The 17,140-nt window shown below is 59.9% G+C and carries 14 protein-coding genes; 5 read left to right on the top strand and 9 right to left on the bottom strand.

The annotated features are described in order from the left end of the window. Positions 1-145: 145 nt before the first annotated feature. Positions 146-736 carry a TetR/AcrR family transcriptional regulator gene (locus tag AC1DD5_RS24040; protein WP_477516866.1) on the bottom strand — a complete coding sequence of 197 codons (591 nt, stop codon included), beginning with the start codon at positions 734-736 and terminating at the stop codon, positions 146-148. A 77-nt stretch (positions 737-813) separates the two neighbouring features. On the opposite strand from AC1DD5_RS24040, the gene AC1DD5_RS24035 reads away from it, so the two are divergent. From AC1DD5_RS24035 to AC1DD5_RS24020, 4 genes are read left to right on the top strand one after another with little or no spacing between them, the layout of a single operon-like run. Continuing rightward, positions 814-1,197: an MmcQ/YjbR family DNA-binding protein gene (locus AC1DD5_RS24035; protein WP_477516865.1), complete on the top strand. Its 384-nt coding sequence runs from the start codon at positions 814-816 to the stop codon at positions 1,195-1,197. Next, on the top strand, positions 1,197-1,556 hold the full coding sequence (locus tag AC1DD5_RS24030; protein WP_477516864.1) for an MmcQ/YjbR family DNA-binding protein: 360 nt from the start codon (positions 1,197-1,199) through the stop codon (positions 1,554-1,556). The genes AC1DD5_RS24035 and AC1DD5_RS24030 overlap by 1 nt, the downstream gene beginning before the upstream one ends. Next, the gene (locus AC1DD5_RS24025) at positions 1,553-2,890 is read left to right on the top strand and encodes a replication-associated recombination protein A (RefSeq protein ID WP_477516863.1); all 1,338 of its coding nucleotides are present in this window, start codon (positions 1,553-1,555) and stop codon (positions 2,888-2,890) included. Before AC1DD5_RS24030 ends, AC1DD5_RS24025 begins: the two co-directional genes overlap by 4 nt. A gap of 22 nt (positions 2,891-2,912) precedes the next feature. Then, a complete protein-coding gene (locus tag AC1DD5_RS24020; RefSeq protein ID WP_477516862.1) occupies positions 2,913-4,352 on the top strand; it encodes a carboxylesterase family protein in 1,440 nt (479 codons plus the stop codon). 156 nt (positions 4,353-4,508) lie between these two features. Here the strand turns inward: AC1DD5_RS24020 and AC1DD5_RS24015 are convergent, their stop codons facing one another. The 5 genes from AC1DD5_RS24015 to AC1DD5_RS23995 all read right to left on the bottom strand — a co-directional run bounded on the left by AC1DD5_RS24015 (position 4,509) and on the right by AC1DD5_RS23995 (position 12,064). Further along, positions 4,509-5,294 carry an enoyl-CoA hydratase/isomerase family protein gene (locus AC1DD5_RS24015; RefSeq protein WP_477516861.1) on the bottom strand — a complete coding sequence of 262 codons (786 nt, stop codon included), beginning with the start codon at positions 5,292-5,294 and terminating at the stop codon, positions 4,509-4,511. An 87-nt stretch (positions 5,295-5,381) separates the two neighbouring features. Continuing rightward, positions 5,382-6,383: an NAD(P)H-dependent flavin oxidoreductase gene (locus AC1DD5_RS24010; RefSeq protein WP_477516879.1), complete on the bottom strand. Its 1,002-nt coding sequence runs from the start codon at positions 6,381-6,383 to the stop codon at positions 5,382-5,384. A gap of 155 nt (positions 6,384-6,538) precedes the next feature. After that, on the bottom strand, positions 6,539-8,692 hold the full coding sequence (locus AC1DD5_RS24005; RefSeq protein WP_477516860.1) for an amylo-alpha-1,6-glucosidase: 2,154 nt from the start codon (positions 8,690-8,692) through the stop codon (positions 6,539-6,541). A 164-nt stretch (positions 8,693-8,856) separates the two neighbouring features. Continuing rightward, positions 8,857-9,525, bottom strand: coding sequence for an alpha/beta hydrolase (locus AC1DD5_RS24000; protein ID WP_477522940.1), 669 nt, complete (start codon positions 9,523-9,525; stop codon positions 8,857-8,859). A 250-nt stretch (positions 9,526-9,775) separates the two neighbouring features. Beyond that, the gene (locus tag AC1DD5_RS23995) at positions 9,776-12,064 is read right to left on the bottom strand and encodes a molybdopterin-dependent oxidoreductase (protein ID WP_477516858.1); all 2,289 of its coding nucleotides are present in this window, start codon (positions 12,062-12,064) and stop codon (positions 9,776-9,778) included. Between the two features lie 387 nt (positions 12,065-12,451). On the opposite strand from AC1DD5_RS23995, the gene AC1DD5_RS23990 reads away from it, so the two are divergent. Then, the gene (locus AC1DD5_RS23990) at positions 12,452-13,462 is read left to right on the top strand and encodes an APC family permease (protein WP_477516878.1); all 1,011 of its coding nucleotides are present in this window, start codon (positions 12,452-12,454) and stop codon (positions 13,460-13,462) included. A gap of 12 nt (positions 13,463-13,474) precedes the next feature. Here AC1DD5_RS23990 and AC1DD5_RS23985 read toward each other — a convergent pair whose 3' ends face one another. From AC1DD5_RS23985 to AC1DD5_RS23975, 3 genes are all read right to left on the bottom strand, one after another. Further along, positions 13,475-13,924, bottom strand: coding sequence for a hypothetical protein (locus tag AC1DD5_RS23985; RefSeq protein WP_477516857.1), 450 nt, complete (start codon positions 13,922-13,924; stop codon positions 13,475-13,477). Positions 13,925-14,151: 227 nt separating this feature from the next. Further along, positions 14,152-15,315, bottom strand: coding sequence for an alcohol dehydrogenase family protein (locus AC1DD5_RS23980; protein ID WP_477516856.1), 1,164 nt, complete (start codon positions 15,313-15,315; stop codon positions 14,152-14,154). Between the two features lie 18 nt (positions 15,316-15,333). Beyond that, positions 15,334-16,782: an aldehyde dehydrogenase family protein gene (locus AC1DD5_RS23975; RefSeq protein ID WP_477516855.1), complete on the bottom strand. Its 1,449-nt coding sequence runs from the start codon at positions 16,780-16,782 to the stop codon at positions 15,334-15,336. Positions 16,783-17,140 lie beyond the last annotated feature (358 nt).

Genomic DNA, 17,140 nt, shown 5'->3' with positions numbered 1-17,140 from the left:
GATGGGCTTCGGTTGTGGCTTCCGGAGATCGAACGGCCGACCCATGGTTCATTGTCATCCCATCATCTGGTGATTTTAGCCCTGGGCGAAGCTCGACGCCGTCGCCGACGGCATCGACGGCTTCGATGGGATAGCGCGCATGGTTTTAGTCACGGTAGCGCTCCTGGGCTGCTCTGGGTTCGTTAACGGGGAGGTTGACGAGTGCTTGGTACGCGCGGCGGACCATGTTCTGGTCAAGCGGCAGGTCTTCGTGGAAGAGGCGATAACTCCACCACCCCCACAAGAGAGCGTCGACGGCTCGGGCGGAACCGTCGGAGAAGGAGCGGCGGAGGATCACAAGGGATTCTTCCTGGAAGTCGCGGAGGAGGTCCGCCACCTGAGAGCTTCGTGCTCCGTAGTGGCGCATCTCCTCGTAGAGCCGGATGTCATCGAGGGTCGGGCTTGTCGTGCCGCACGTGGCGTCAACGAGCACCTCGACTGCTTCGGCATTGTTCTGGGCGGCGCGCAGCGGGGCCGCGTATCGGGGCTCCAGGCCATCCCGGAGTGTCTCGAACGCACTGACGATCAGGGCCTCCAGATCGGAGAAGTAGTACGTTGTGGACCCCAGCGGCACACCAGCTTGCGCGGCAATACGCCGATACGAGGCGGCGTGAACCCCTTCCGTGCCAATGATTTCAAGGGCTGCGCGCAGGATTCGCGCCCGGCGCTCTGGATCGTTCGGTTTGCCCTTTCGCACCGGTTCCTCCTTTGTCAGACCAAGTGCGTACAATGGTACACACTTCGACTGGATGAAAGGCGACGAAGGAGGAACACATGCACGGTGACATGCTGCAACAGCGCGCCAGGGACCGCGTCGAAGAGCTGCCGGGCGCCGGACTCGAGCATCCGTTCGGGCCCGACTGGGACGTGTTCAAGGTGGGGGAGAAGGTCTTCATGTTGATGACCGAGGTCACGGGACAACCCATCGTGATCGTCAAGGCCGACCCTGAAGATGGAAAATCACTTCGCGAGGAATACGGTGACATCACCCCCGGCTATCACATGAACAAGGAACACTGGATCACGCTGCACCCCGGCGGAACCCTGACGGAGACCCTCGTTGATGAGCTGGTTACCGAGTCTTACCTGCTCGTCGTCGAAAATCTGCCCAAGGCGAAGCGCCCCGTAGACCCCGTCCTGTTTGGCAGGACAGGCTGATGACCCTCTCCGGTGACCGGCTGCAACAGGCTGCCCGTAACACCGCGGCCGCACTGGGCGATGTCAGCAATGGGCGGCCGTTCACGCCCCACCTCGACGTGTGGAAGGTGCGTGGCAAGGTGTTCCTCATCATCACCGACGACAACCCCGAACAGCAGATCATCACTGTCAAGGTCGACCCGCATCACGGCGACGCGCTCCGCCGCGACCACGACACGATCACTCCCGGTCAGTACCTCGACAAACAGCACTGGATCTCCGTCGGCCCAGGCCCAGGTGTGACGAAGCGGCTCGTTGAAACCCTGGTGCAGGACTCCTACGACCTCGCCTCCGGCCGCCAAGCGGAGGAGCGATCGTGAGCGAGCAACCGATGTCGCTGTTCGACATGGACGATTCCTCACGGCCCCTCGCCGATCGGCTGCGCCCGCGCACACTGCAGGACGTCCTCGGCCAGGACCACCTCCTTGCAGCAGATGCCCCGATCGGGCGCATGGTCGGCGCTCAACGACTGGTGTCGATGATCCTGTGGGGGCCACCTGGCTGCGGGAAGACCACCATCGCCCGCCTCCTCGCAGAGCAAACCAACCTGGCGTTCGAACCGCTGTCCGCCACCTTCTCGGGTGTCGCGGACCTTCGCAAGGTGTTCCAAGCAGCCCAGCGCCGCCGGGAGATCGGGCAGGGAACGCTGCTCTTCGTCGACGAGATCCACCGCTTCAACCGTGCCCAACAGGACTCTTTCCTGCCCTACGTCGAAGACGGCACAATTGTCCTCGTCGGCGCAACCACCGAAAACCCCAGCTTCGAACTCAACGGCGCACTGCTGTCCCGCTGCCAGGTATTCGTCCTGAAACGCCTCGACGACGTGGCGCTCCACGCCCTCATCAACCGCGCCGAAGACATACTCGGTGCACCACTGCCCCTGGACGAGAACGCCCGGCAGGCGCTCATCGCCATGGCAGATGGAGACGGCAGGTACCTGCTGAACATGATCGAACAGATCCAATCGCTGCCCGCGCCCGTGGATCCGACAACCCTAGCGGCCGCGGTGCAGAAGCGCGCGCCGCTATACGACAAGGCGCAGGAAGGCCACTACAACCTCATCTCGGCGCTCCACAAGTCGATGCGCGGCTCGGACCCGGACGCGGCCCTGTACTGGTTGGCCCGAATGCTCGACGGCGGCGAGGACCCGTTGTTCATCGCCCGCCGCCTTACACGCTTCGCCACCGAAGACATCGGCATGGCCGACCCCAACGCGGTACAGCAGGCCCTCGCCGCCTGGGACGTTTATGAACGTCTCGGTTCCCCGGAAGGCGAACTCGCGATCGCCCAAGCCGTGCTCTACCTCGCAACAGCGCCCAAGTCGATCGGAGTGTACCGCGGCTTCAACAGGGCCAGCGCCGCAGCACGAGGAACCGGGTCGCTGATGCCGCCAGCGCACATCCTCAATGCCCCCACCCGGCTGATGAAGGACCTCGGCTACGGCAAGGGCTACCAATACGACCCCGACACCGACACCGGATTCTCCGGCGCCGACTACTTCCCCGACGACATGCCCCGACAGACCTTCTACGAACCCACAACCAACGGATACGAACGCGCCATCAGCGAACGACTCCACCACTGGGAACAACTGCGGACCGCTGGCCCAAACGCGTCTATCCACAACAACTCCATTACCCCCGAAACTGACTGAGCTTTTAGAAAGGACTTCACCTGTGACCGACACCAGAGGCACCTCTACCAACCAACACGCAGTTCGGTCCTGGCTGGGCATTCCCTACGCCACCGCTGAACGGTTCCGCCGACCCACCCTGCTGCCCTTCAACCCGGACCTCCCCTACGACCAGAAGGGGCCCGCACCGCTTCAAGCCGGAGACACCAGCTGGCTCGAAGCCGACAACGGGTTCAGTGAGGACTGCCTGAACCTCAACGTCTGGGCACCCGAAAACGCTGGTGACGAGCCACTCCCTGTGGTCGTTTACATCTTCGGTGGCGGGTGGGAGCTTGGGGCGAACACCCAGACCACCTCGAACGCATCAGGCCTGGCCGCGACCGGTCGGGCAATCGGCGTCTCGATCAACTACCGGCTCGGCCCGTTCGGCTGGCTCTCCCTCTCCCACTATGGCGGTGCACTCGAGGAGGCCACGAACCTTGGCCTGCAGGACATCATCACCGCGCTGGGATGGGTGCAGGAGAACATCGCCCGATTCGGCGGGAACCCGGAGAACGTCACCGTCACCGGCCACAGCGCCGGCGCCTTCTCCGCCCTCGGCCTTCTTGCCGCGCCATCAGCCAACGGCCTCTGCCACCACATCGCCGCGTTCTCCGGCATGCCATCACGCCTGGTGCCGGCCTGGGGAGCGGAAGAGCGCGCGCTGGAAGTCCTCACCGAGCTGGGAATTCAGAACGATCCCGAACAGCTCCTGAACGTGGACGCGAAGCTGCTCGCCGAGACGATGAGCAAAACGCAATTGTCAGACCCTGGTGCACGGCACGGCATCGACAACAACGTCATCGCAATCGTCGATGACAGCACTCAGCCCGGCGGCGTCATCGCCGATCATCCCCTGAGAGCCCTCGAGTCCGGACGCCACCGAGACGTCGACATATTGTTCAGCAGCACCACTCACGAGACCGACTGGTGGGTCCAGCACAAGACGGACGAGTTCGACCCCGGCAGCATCAGCGACCTCGCCGAGGAATTCGCCACCCGGAACCGCATCCCACGCAGCCGCGCCCGAAAAATCATCGCTGCGTACGACGTCGAAGGGCGCACCCCGGTCGAGGCCCGCGGCGCATTGCTCACCGACTTCTCCTTCACCCTGCCTCAGGTCCGTGGCGCGCTCGCGCACGCCGCGGCTGGAGGAAGCGCACATCTGCTCTCCGTCGGTCCTGTGGAAGGTGCGCATGCCGTCCACGGCACGGAAATGTACGGCATCGTTGGTCAGATCCGACCTGACGCCAGCGACGAGCAGGTACTCCGCGACACCTTCGTTCGGGACGCCCTCCTCGCCCTTGCATCAGGCAAAACTGACCAATTGTGGGAACCCGTGACCGGCACACCCGCCACGAAGGGCATCGGCAACATGCCCTACGACGCCACCACCCACGCCAAGAACGTGCTCGAGATCTTCAGGGACGTCGATCGCCCGTAACCACTGCCAACGGATTCGGATCTTTAGGATGAGTTCTGGAATGTCACCGAGCGGCGCCTCACCGAAATACCCAGGACAGCATGAATGACCCTGTTCCGCGGCGTGACCAGTTCAGCATGTGCTATTTGTCGTAAAGACGGGGATCAGTGCGTTGATTCATTTACCGGTGAACTCGATGGCGTCAAGATCTTCTTTGCTATGAAAAGCGGCAACGGCACGCTTGTGGTCCTCAGTGGCAGCCAGGACTCCCTGCGCAAGGCCCTCACGGTCCAGTGCATCTCGGAGGGTGCCGTCCACAGAGCGGTTGGTAAGGAACTTTGTCAGTCCGAGGGCCAGAGGGGCCCGTCGGGAAAGCGCAGCACAGTAGGCCACGGCTTGGTTGTCAAAAGACTCGCCCTCCAGAACCTCGGCAACGAACCCCAGCTGTTTGCCTTCATGCGCGGAGAACCTGCGCATGTTTAGCACCGCCTCCTTGGCACGGTGCAGGCCGATGGATTGGGCGAGAAGATAAGTTCCCCCCATGTCCGGCATGAGACCCATTTTCACGAAAGACTGTTGGAACCAGGCTTGCGGAGCGGCCAAGATGAGGTCACAGGCAAGGGCAAGGTTGAAACCAGCACCCGAAGCAATGCCGTTCACGGCGGCCACGACCGGCTTCTGGAGGTTGTACAGGCCTTCGGTAATCTGGCGGCCGTAAGTCAGCACTTGATTCATCTCAGCCGGAGTGCGTTGCCCCATGCCTTGAATATCGCCACCGGAACAAAACGCACGGCCAGCACCCGTCAACATCAGCACCCGCACCTCAGGTTCAGCTCCTGACCGGACAATCTGCTCCACCAAGGCACGCTTGACTGGATCATCAAGCGCGTTCAAAGTGTCCGGTCCGTCCAGCCGACAGCGGAGTACCCCCGGTGCAGGGCGGTCAATCCTGAGCTCTGTCATGTCGGCACTCCCAGTAAGGAGCGGGGGCCCACCACGAGGTGGTGCAAGCCGACGTGGGTTTGTCGCCCCGTCACAGCTTCCAAATTGCTAGGCGTCAACAGCATCGCTGCTATCACAGTTCTCGTGGAACGGGCGAAATTCGGGAATCTGGCAAGCAGCGCCGTACTCAATACGTAGGCGTTGAACCAGGTCCGATACTGAAGGAACATCGTCGATGAGGTCGATGCCCTGGCCGGCACTCCAGATGTCACGCCATGGTCGAGTCTTGGGCGGCAGATGATCATAATTGCCGCGGCCGGATGAGACCGGAAGATCCTCAGGATCCAAGCCAATTGAGGTGAGCGAGGGCCTCAACCAATTGGCCGGAACGGCAGTTACGCTGCTCGTGTAGATCAGATCAGTCGATCTCGCCTCCACAAGCATCCGCCGATAGGCGGGGGCAACATTCGCCTCTTTCGTCGCAATGAACCGAGTTCCCAGGTAGGCAAGATCGGCCCCGAGGATCTCTGCGGACCTGATCGCGGCGCCGGTTGAAATGGTCCCGGCTAAGAGAACTGTGCCATCGAACATACTCCGCACCTGCGGAATAAAGACGAATGGGCTGAGTAACCCCGAGTGGCCACCTCCTCCGCCGACGATACAAGTCAGACCGTCGACGCCGGCGGAGATCGCCTTCTCAGCGAAGCGCATGCTCGTGACATCGTGAAAGACCTTGCCACCCCATCCCTGGACAACTCGGGTGAGTTCGGTCGGATCGCCCATCGCACTGACGATAACGTCCACACCATACCGAGCGCAGAGATCAAGGTCTTCTTTCATTTCATCAGCGGTCCTGCGACGAGAAAAATTTACTGCAAGGGGACCGATGATCGCGGAGGGATACAACTCGTGATGCTCGTCAAGGTCGCGGCGGATCTGGCGGAGCCAGTCCCCAAATTGTGCGAGGTCTGCGGCGTTGTGTCGGGGCAAAACGCCCATGATTCCCGATTTGCACGCTTCGCGGACCAAGTCGGGCCCGGACACCCCTGCCATAGGTGCGCACACAACTGGCAGAACGAGCGAGTTACGTTGTGCTGGATCCAATGACATGTTGTGCCCTCTGCTCTTTAGTCTTGGAGACTTGGTCGGCGGTTTCAGGTCGCCACCCACCGAAAAATAACGATGGCCCAACAGTAACATAGTTGTGTGTCACAAAGTAAGTTTCTACCAACGTGCGTGAACATCTGGCTTGTTGCCCGTCGGTGTTAGCCCCTTCGGCGCTGATCGGCTTGGTCTACCAGCTCAGTGATCCACGGCCTGTGCCCGCGATGAAAAGTCAAGCCTTTGGGTAACCCCTCGACGGATGGGATGGAGTTTGAGATATCGATTGTTATCCGTCCGCCAGCCATGGGAGCGTTTGTGATGTGGACATCGCCAAAAGACGCGGGGAGGACTGGGTCCATCCACACGCCGCTTTGAGAAACGTGTGCGTCGTACCGCATCAGGCCTGTCACCAGCAATATGGGCGTTGTTGATGCCCAGGCCTGGGGTGAACATGCGGTCGGATAGGGCAGGGGTACGGCGAATTGTTCCCGGCTGAACCCGCAAAATAATTCAGGGAGGCGGCCACCGGAAAACTCGGCGGCCTCCAGCAGGGCGGTCGAGATCCGTTGAGCCTCGTCCACAAACCCATATCGCAGCAGTCCGGCTGCAATAATGGCGTTGTCATGGGGCCATACGGAACCGTTGTGATAGCTGGCGGGGTTATAGGCGCCCATGTCCGTGGCCAAGGTTCGGACGCCCCATCCGCTGAACATTTCGGGGGACATGAGGTGCTTCACCACCGACGGCGCCTTGTCCTCATCCACAAGTCCGAGCCATAGGCAGTGACCCATGTTGGAAGCGCAAGCGTCGACCTGGCGCTTCTTGCCGTCCAAGGCCACGGCGTAATAGCCACGTTCCGGCATCCAGAATTCCTCGTTGAAGCGCTTCTTTAACTGCACCATAAGATCGGCATACTCGTTCCCCAGGGCATCGTCGCCGGCGTCATAAGCCATCCAGGCGCGGGCCGCGTAGGCTCCGTAGACATACGCCTGCACCTCACACAGGGCTATCGGTGGCTCGGGCATACTTCCATTCGCGAAATTAATACCGTCCCAGGAATCCTTCCAGCCCTGATTAATCAACCCCCGATTGTTCAGGCGCTCATATTCGACGAAACCGTCGCCGTCTTTGTCCCCGTATTTCTGAATCCATTCCAGCGCGCGGTCTGCATGAGGCAGCAGAGCGGCAATGGTGTCCGCTGCAAATCCCCAGCGACTAACCGATCCGAGAACCATGACGAACAAAGGGGTCGCATCAACGCTGCCGTAATAGGTGGCTTTTCCTCCCAGCGCCAGTGCGCTTGAGACATCCAACCTGACCTCGTGCAAAATCTTGCCGGGTTCTTCTTCGCTAATTGGATCCACTATGCGTCCCTGACGGTCGGCAAGCGTTTGCAATGTGCCCAGCGCTAAGGAGGGATCAATTGGAAGCGACATCTCCGAAGCCCATAGTGAGTCCCGGCCAAAAAGGGTCATGAACCACGGCGCACCGGCGGCCACGACAACCCGGTCCGGGTGATTGGGGTCTTCGATCCTGAGTGCACCCAGATCATCATAGCTACGCCGCATAGTCCTCTCAATCGACCGGTTCCCCATCTGCAGGACCGGAATCTTGGCCACCCACTGTTGTCGGCGCTGGTCACTGGGGGAGAGTTCGCCGTCGGCGTGAACGAAAGACGGTGGACGACTGTCGCCCTGGGTTTCGGGCATCACCGTCAGGGTTGTGCTCCACCGGCCGTGCGGTGGGATGGTCACCCTGTATGTCAGTGTTTCGGGCGTAACCTGTGCTCCCGGGGCACGAATAACAACGCCCTTTCGGACATCTTGCCAGGTGGCTTGAATGATCAGCTCATCGCCCCGGTTCTGGCGGGTTTGGTCCCAGCGCCTTTTGATTCGGGCCTCCTTCACTTCGAAAAGATCAGCGAAATCGGCCGCAACTCTAAGCGAAACCAGGCAGTCCGCACTCGCCGGCGAGTAGTTCCGAACAGTGATCTGTTCGTGGATTCCTGACCCTACTTCGCGCAGCCGCTCCACAATAAGGGGGCTATCGGCACGTCCGCTAAGGCCGGGTACCCGCCCAGCAAATAGCGCGCGATACGGCTCCTTCGTTTCAGCTCCCAACTCTTCTACGAGCTGGCCGTCTACGGACAAACCCCAGTGCGACAGGATACGAGTGTCTTGGACGAAAAGACCATGCGGATGCTCAGGATGGATGTCACCATTCGCCAAGGAGATACAGAAAGACGAACCCTCAACCAGGGTTACCGTGCCTGCACCCAGAGGCCCCGCAGCGTTATCAACATTCCAACCGGACATTCCAGCCCTCCGAGTAGAGGCTAGCGCTGTTTAGCCACCGATGCGCTACACGTCTCAAGTGAACATTTCCTCGAAATGGACGCTACTCTCGCCTGTGCTTATAGGCCAGAGCGTGGAGACCGGAAACGAGTAACTTTGGTGGATTCAGGAGGGGTACGAGCCGCTCAGAGGGCCTGAACTTTCTCGTCCAGCGACCGTTTAGCATCTTGTTCGATTCTCGTCATTCTCCTGTCGTACCACCCTCTCCGGACGGCTGCCGATTCCTTGGAGACGTGGGCTTCGGGCACCATCAGATCGGAACCATGTATTGTGCCCGCCCATTGGTGCAGGTCTGCTGTGCCACCGGAACGCCAGATTGCCTGGGCCAAAGCAGTTGTGTCGTCTCGGAAGGCATCACTAGTGCCGCACATGAGAAATACGGGTGGGAAGCCGGAGAAATCTTCGTCGACCAGTCGGCCAAGAGCGAGGTGCGGATAGTCCGCAAGTATCGAGGGGGAGGCTTTTCCCAGCACGGCGTTCCACATCACGCGGTACATGCTGGCGAGGGCTTCAGAACTGCTGTCCAGTTGTTGATAGGAGAGCGAGCGCATCCGATCGTCAATCATGGCCCCGTCGATGACCAAGCCGGCATAGTCCAGGGCGGCTGCCCGCGCTTCAAACGCTACTGCAGCGGCGAGACCAGCACCGCCGCTGAGTCCATGCAGGAACAGGGCGTTCCGTGGATAGTTGAGTTCGTCTGCATGGGCTGCGACCCATCTAAAAGCATCAAGGGAATCCAGCATCCCGTCCCTGCCGGCCCTGTATGACCTTCGTGCGAGCGGTGAACGTTCCATTACGAGTAATCTGATCTTCCCCTAGAACTAATTCCCTCTGCTGAATCATCGCTTCGAGCGCGGCCCGTTGGTCTTCGTGGCTTGGAATGCTGGCGACGAACGGTGCGATTTCTGGATCGTAGGGAGGGAGGGGACCGACGGCAGAGGGTTGAACTGACATTGACAATCCGTTTCTTAGGGCCGAATGCGGTACGAGTGATCGGGTGCAGGAATGAACCCCGCGCAGAGCTGAGCGCAATGAGCCAGCATGCTACTGCTCAGGCACCAAGACGGGCGGTGTAAGCACATCCAGTTCAGGAATATCGCCTGACCATGCTTCAACTTCAACGAGCGCGTGCTGGGCAGTAGTGGCCTGTGAAAGACTTGAGGACGGCCTGTCGGATGTCAGCACATTGGGATTGCCGTGGCGGCAGAACGATGGATCATCGGGATCGGGGTCGTACCAGGCCCCTGCTGAAAGCTGGACAACGCCCGGACGGATCGCAGCGGAAGTCACCAGGCCGGCCAGGCACCTTCCCCGGTCGTTTCGAACCAAGACAACCTGACCGTCCGAAAGTCCCCGGGCAGCGGCATCTTCAGGATTCATTCGAAGGGGCTCGCGTCCCTGTATTTTAGACTTTTGGCTGGTGGCCCCTATATCCAGCTGGCTGTGTAGTTTGGTCTTAGGTTGATTCGCTATCAGGTGCAGCTTGTAATCGCCAGCTGATCCAAGCCATTCGTCGGGCTCAATCCAAACGGGATGACCGGGGCAATCAGGGTAGCCGAAACTTTCGATCTTCGAGGAAAAAATCTCAATCTTGCCGCTGGGGGTGGCCAGTGGATTCCCAATTGGATCGCGCCGGAACTCGGAAAAAAGAACCTGATCCGGTTTTATCACGGGGATCTCAATCTTCTCGCTCGCCCAAAATGTGTCGAAATCCACGACGACTGTTCCCTTGTCAGCGAGCCTCTTCTGCCACCCGTCGTATAGATGGCGAAGCCAGCCCATAGTGTCCCGGTTTTCGGTGAAAACTTCACCCCGTCCCATCTTTTCCGCCACAGCGGCGAAAATATCGAAATCATCGCGTGCTTCTCCAGCGGGCGCCGTCAGAGCGTGCATGGGAAAGAACGTAGGGTCGTTACGGCCGGCCCCGTAATCGTTTCGCTCAAACGTCATGGTTGCAGGCAGTACTATATCGGCGTGCCGTGCGGTACTCGTCCAGAACTGTTCATTGACGATGACCGTTGCCGGCTTTGACCATGCTTTACGGAATTTGGCAAGGTCTTGGTGATGATGGAAGGGGTTGCCGCCGGCCCAATAGATCAATTCGATTTTCGGCAAAGTCAGACGGTTGCCATTGAAGTCGATCTGGCTGCCCGGTTCGAGCAACATGTCTGAGATCCGAGCTACCGGGATATAGGACGGTTCTTCGTTTCGCCCCTGGGGAAAGGACGGGGCGCTCGAGACCCGCAATGGCAATCCGACGTCCGCAGAAGAGCCGTACCCATGCTGGAAACCACCGCCAGGCAGGCCTATCTGGCCCAGCATGGCTGCCAGTGTCACACCGAGCCAAACAGGTTGCTCGCCATGCTGTTGCCGCTGCATCGACCAACTGATGTTAATCATCGTCCGCGAGGCTGCCATCTCGCGCGCAAGCCGAACGATTCGCTCAGCCGGTATCGACGTCAACTTTTCTGCCCATTGAGGATTCTTGGGCGTTCCGTCAATTTCACCGCGTACGTAGGACAAGAATTTGTTCGCCCCAACGCAATATCGGTCCAGGAATTCCGAGTCAGCGAGGTTCTCTGAATCCAGAACGAAGGCCAATGCCAGCATCAAGGCGGCGTCACTGCCGGGAATGGGGGCGATCCATTCGGCTTGGGCTTCCCTGTAAGTATCATCTGCGATTGGTGATACATCGACGAAGCGGCAGCCGCGCGCAACTGCGTCCTTAATTGCGTTGCGAGCGACGTGCCGACCAATTCCACCTGGGCCTATTCCGCTGTTTTTTTCTGACAATCCGCCAAAAGCAACGAACAGCTCTGTGTTCTGGCTGACCACGTCCCAAGATGTTGCCTTCGCCATAATTTCAACTGGGGGAGCGATGACGTGCGGAAGCAGGACGCCGGAGGCCCCGTAACTGTAGTCGGTCACACCTGCGACATATCCGCCGAGGGAGTTCAGGAATCTGTGGATTTGGCTTTGGGTGTGATGGAAACGGCCGGCGCTGGCCCATCCATATGAGCAGCCGTATACGGCCGTGGGGCCGTATACCTCGTAGACCCGGCTGAGTTCCGCACTTACCAGCTCTATGGCCCGTTCCCAAGACACCTCCACGAATGGCTCAGAACCACGTCCTGATCCACTCCCCGGTCCGTGCTCCAGCCATCCTGAACGAACGGCCGGGCGCAGCACGCGAGTTGGATGATGTTGCGCTGAGGCCACATTATCGAGAATGTCTCTGGGGTCCGGATCTCCAGACCATGGTTTGACGGACTTTAGAGACGTTCCGTCGCTCTCAGCTTCGAAGGCTCCCCAGTGTGTCAAATGCGTGCCCATGCTTTGGGTCCCCTTGCGTCGTGTCCCGTACGTCGATCTGGATCCCGTTTACATCGTCAGACGTACCAGACCACTTTGTAAACAGGCTAGGGCCAGAAACGGGGTGGTGAACATTGGAGTAGAGCCGAGAGCCGGTTCGTGTGCTCGGGGGAACTCCAACCCAACGCCCAGGCATGGCTGGAACAGGAACGAAGCCATCGACCAACCTTGGTGAGTTGGCCAGTTTCCGGAGGCGTAGTCGTGGGGCCAATATCTGTCATATCGCTGAACTCTGTGTGTGCAAACGACGCCTGGAGCGGCGGTTCCGAAATCAGGTACCGAAGCGTGAACCAAGAATGGAAATCGAATGGATTTGACGATTCCGGCGGCCGCTGAGCGGTCCACCCAATCGACCCCCGCCATGTAGGCCTGGGGTCCGGTTATGTCGTTTTGCTCGCTTATTTCTGCGTCTACGCCAGCACCTTCTCGTTCGCTGGCATCGTAGCGGGAGAACTCATTACAAACACTCTGCATGGTCCGGAGCTTCCCTGGTATGCCTGGGCGGCCTGCTTTTGGCTAGGTTCAGCGGTCCTCAGCTATTTCAAGGTCGAGTTGTCAGCTAAGGTTCTCACGATCTTCCTCTTCTCCGAACTGACTGTCATCGGTGTCTACTGCGCCTTGGTTTTCATTAATGGAGATGCCAATGGTGCTGGCGTTTCCTTGGAGCCTCTGAGCCCGGCCCATTGGTTTGACGGAAACTTCAGTCTGGGAGTTCTCCTGGCGATCGGTATGTATGGTGGATTCGAGGTCACCGTGCCCTTCCGGGAGGAAGTACGTAATCCAGTCCGTGTCATCCCCCGTGCCAGTATTCACTCCGCTGGTGGAGAATTGCTCGCCACCCTTGCAGCAGTGATGGTCGTTACAAGTACCGTCGCGGTGATCCTGGCTGCACACAACATCACTGCACGATACGTCTTCAACCTCAGCGCCGATAAGATCCTGCCTGCGAGGATGGCCTCAGTCCATAAGCGTCACGGATCGCCGCACATCGCCTCAATCATGACCAGCGCTGCTGCCCTCGTTCTCAATGCTGCCGCCGTTGTTTTCGGGCTGGATCCCCTCGTCTTCTACACGGCGGTACTTGGTATGACCAGTTTCATCGCCCTGGTCATCATCTTTGTCTGCAACATGTCCGTGGGAACCTATATGCGTCGTAACGGCGGCCAGCTCGCCTCGCCCCTGGGCAACCGTTGCTTGCCCGATTCTGGCTGCAGTAGGCCTGGACAGCGTCCTGGTGATGGCTGCAATAAACTTCCCCATGTTGGTTGGAGGTTCCGAAGCACTAGCCGGTGGACTCATGGCCTTTATCGTCGGTGTGTTCGTCCTGGGCGTAGTGACGGCGAGCGTCCATCGCCGTAAAAATGCTGATATTTACAGCCGCATCGGTCGGCAGTATTCTGCCGTTCCCCAGGTACTGACGACGGCGGCGCCACTTCGGAAGGGGGCGTCGCCCTCGTCGTTTATCCACGCTGTTAGAGTCAGATGGGGCGACTGGCTGGCTCCGCCGATAGTTATCGTGGCGTCCTGCCCACGTAAGCGGTAGCGACTCCACGTCCAGCCACGGTACGCATCAGCGGCATCCCCCTCCAGCAAGTCTGCGGCGGCCGCTGCCAGCAACGCCATGGCGTCGCAACCAGTGCTGAGATCAGCCCGTTTGTGGACCCCGGTCATCCCAGGCGTGCCCGTGCAAGCGTATCCATTCGCCTTCGTGTGGCGTGCAACTGCGGCCTGTCCGGTGGGGACTTCACGGTTGACACGGCGGACCGCGTCGTCCAACATCGTGGCGTCTACTGCGCACCGGGCCTCCCATTCAGAATCCACCGCAGATCCTCCGTCAGCGGCTCCGCGGTTTCCGAGTCCGTCATGCTCTGCAAGGCTTACACACCGGGCCGATCCGATCACCGCCGCCGGACCGGTGGTTGGTCACTGCCGCGAGGGAAACAAATCCTCCATCATCGAATTGGGAAACAACCGTTCCCGATACATGGCAGGAAAAGGGAAAACGCTGGCCGGGACCATCAAGTCCCGGCCAGCGCTTTCACGAGTTTTCAGTTCTGCGTACTTGAATCCGAAGTCATGGAACCGTCGGGCGTAACGACAATCTTGCCGATATGGGTTCTCTTCAGCATCGTCTCCTGAGCCTTACTCAGCTCAGAGAGCGGAAAGACCTCTTCTACGAGAGGCTTGATCTTTCCCTCCTCGATGAGACTGACAAGACGCGCAAACGTCTCCGGCGTCGGGTTAGTGATCCCGTGCAACTCCAGATCCTTATAGATGAGCTCCCGAAGGTCAATGCGGCTCACCGGTCCACCGATGGCTCCTGCGGTCGCATATCGACCCCCACGCCGAAGCATGAGGAGCAAACTCTCGAACATGCTCCCCCCGACAACATCGATAACGACGTCGGCACCACGTTCACCGATGACAGCTGCTACGGCAGCCGCCAGGTCCGGTACGTCTCGAGCGACAAATCCGTCGACGCCGAGCTCCCGCAACCGCGCCTCTTTGCCAGCACTCGCAATGGCGATAACACGGGCACCACGTGCCTTCGCCAGCTGGATCGTCGCAGTGCCCACGCCGCCGGCTGCGCCGGTGACGACGACTGTCTCGCCCTCGCTCAGCTCGGTCCTGGCCAACATCTCCTCGGCAGTGTCGTAAGAGCAGGGGAAAGTGGCGAGCTCAGCGTCACTGAGGTCGGTGCTCACGCGATGCGCGTTCACAGACGGCACATGCACATACTCAGCGAATCCTCCGTCCCGGTCTCCGCCCAGGTACTCAACAATCTGTGCACGCCGGGGAAGCTTCGGATCCCGAACAGACGGGTCGACGATGATTCGGGTACCGATCCGGCTCTCATCCACTCCTTCACCGACTGCCACGATCGTTCCAGCCACCGAGGCCCCTTGAACGCGGGGAAACGACATTTTCGTGCTATTCCACGTGGCGCCGGCATCGTCGTCGCGCCCCGACCGTCCAAGTTCCTCCGAGACAGACTCCTCCACGACGCGGTCGTACCATCCAGTGCGCGTGTTGATCTCGGTATTGTTGAGCGCGCACGCACCAACCTTGACCAGCACTTCTCCCGGGCCCGCCACAGGCGTCGGCACCTCGGTCCGGTACACCAGCTGATCGAGACCGCCGTGGCCGACCAGCTGGACCGCAGCCATCATTGTGGGAATGTTCGTAATCGTGGGCACTGCTCTCTCTGTCATCTCTTAGTCCTCCAGCTTCTAAAGGTCGAGGCCAGGCTTGACCATGACGTGCTTCAGCTGGGAGTACTCGTCCAGCCCGTGCAGCGATAGTTCGCGGCCGTAGCCCGACTCACCGTATCCACCGAATGGCATCTCTGACACATTCGGCGTGTGTTGGTTGACCCAGACCGTGCCGAAGCGCAGCTCTTTGCTAAAGCGCAGAGTGCGCGCAAGATTGGTCGTCCACACGCTGGCCGACAGGCCGTAATTGACGTCGTTCGCGAGCTGCAGCATTTCGTCGTCGCTTTTTGCCGATTGGATGCTCACTACCGGGCCGAACACTTCGCTCTGAACGATCTCGTCCGTCTGCTTGACGTCGGTGATCACAGTCGGTTCGATAAACCAGCCCGGACGATCTGCCTGTCGTCCGCCCTGCCTGATCGTGTTGCCGGCATCCCGTGCGCGTTCGATGAACCCGAGGACGGACTTTAGTTGCTTTTCTGAAATGACGGGTCCCAGCGTGGTGGCAGGATCGGATGGGTCGCCGAGGACAAGCTCGCTCACTTCCTTGCAGTACGCCTCGACGAATTCCTCGTAGACAGACTCTTCAACGATGATGCGGCAAGCAGCCGTGCAATCCTGGCCAGCGCCGGAATAGCCGAAAGTCACAAGGTCCCTGGCCGTCTCGCGAATCGGGCTATCCGCAAACACCAGCACCGGAGCCTTACCGCCAAGCTCCAGGCCCACCTTTTTGACGGTATCCGCAGCCGTTGCCGCCACAAACTTGCCGGTCGAGGTTGCTCCGGTGAACGCGATCTTTCGAATTCCGGGGTGTTTGGCCATCGCAGTGCCGGCCGATCCGCTACCCAGAATGAGGTTGATTACGCCTTCAGGAAGGAAGCGGTTGGCGATCTCTACAAGCTTGAGGGTACTGAGTGGTGTCACAGTCGCCGGCTTGAGCAGCATTGTGTTGCCGGCTGCGAGGGCTGGCGCGATCTTCCAAGCTCCCATAAGGAGAGGATAGTTCCAGGGCGTGATGAGCCCGACGACACCGAGCGGCTCCCGCCGAACCCATGAGGTACTCTCGTTGTCGTACTCATCGACGGCGGGCGCCGTAGAGATGCGGGCAGCACCCGCGAAGAATCGAAGAACATCCACGACAGTCGGCACCACGAAGTCGCGCACGTCTCCGATCGGAAGGCCCACGTTCAGGCTCTCGATCCGCGCGAACTCCTCGATTTCCTGCTCGACGGCGTCAGCGATCTTAAGCAGCGCGGCCGCGCGCTCAGCAGGGGACGTGCTTCCCCATGTCTTGAACGCCTCCGAAGCTCGCTGCACGGCAGCATCGACGTCGGAATCAGACGCTATGGGGAATCTGGCGATTACTTCGCCGGTCGCCGGGTTGAATACCTTCGAAGCGCCTTCACCTTTCTCATCAGCGAGGTACGTTTCCGCAAAGGCCATAAAGTCCATGCTTTCCAGGGTCATTGTCGAGTTGCTCCTCAGTGGTCGTGGTCGTCGTCCAAGGTTGGGTCACTGTCAAGCTCAATCATCGCTTGCCGCGGTGGACGCCGCCTCGTAGATTTTCCGATGCGAGCACAGAAAAGTGAGCGGTGGCACAAAGTGGCGACGACCTGCAGGCATCCGGAACACCGCCCTCCCGGGCGCTCCGCCCAGGAGGGCGGTGTTCCGCTGACATGTCATGGCTCACAAGTTGCCATGCTGCACTTCGTAATCTTCCCTAGCCCATCCCGTTGGCATCTGGGGAAAGATAATCGTAAGGCCATGGCTTTGCGTCGGATGACGCCGCTCGAGAATGCCATTTACCAAGTGAGGACAAAACAGT

The sequence above is a fragment of the Paenarthrobacter sp. 10L420 genome (assembly GCF_056395385.1).
Note: the sequence above shows the minus strand (reverse complement) of the source record. Positions and strands in the feature narration are given on the sequence as shown.

Coding starts and splice junctions, on each gene's coding strand:
- AC1DD5_RS24035 (WP_477516865.1), top strand. CDS start 814: ATGCACGGTGACATGCTGCAACAGCGCGCCAGGGACCGCGTCGAAGAG.
- AC1DD5_RS24030 (WP_477516864.1), top strand. CDS start 1,197: ATGACCCTCTCCGGTGACCGGCTGCAACAGGCTGCCCGTAACACCGCG.
- AC1DD5_RS24015 (WP_477516861.1), bottom strand. CDS start 5,294: ATGACAGAGCTCAGGATTGACCGCCCTGCACCGGGGGTACTCCGCTGT.
- AC1DD5_RS24010 (WP_477516879.1), bottom strand. CDS start 6,383: ATGTCATTGGATCCAGCACAACGTAACTCGCTCGTTCTGCCAGTTGTG.
- AC1DD5_RS24005 (WP_477516860.1), bottom strand. CDS start 8,692: ATGTCCGGTTGGAATGTTGATAACGCTGCGGGGCCTCTGGGTGCAGGC.
- AC1DD5_RS24000 (WP_477522940.1), bottom strand. CDS start 9,525: ATGGAACGTTCACCGCTCGCACGAAGGTCATACAGGGCCGGCAGGGAC.
- AC1DD5_RS23995 (WP_477516858.1), bottom strand. CDS start 12,064: ATGGGCACGCATTTGACACACTGGGGAGCCTTCGAAGCTGAGAGCGAC.
- AC1DD5_RS23980 (WP_477516856.1), bottom strand. CDS start 15,315: ATGACAGAGAGAGCAGTGCCCACGATTACGAACATTCCCACAATGATG.
- AC1DD5_RS23975 (WP_477516855.1), bottom strand. CDS start 16,782: ATGACCCTGGAAAGCATGGACTTTATGGCCTTTGCGGAAACGTACCTC.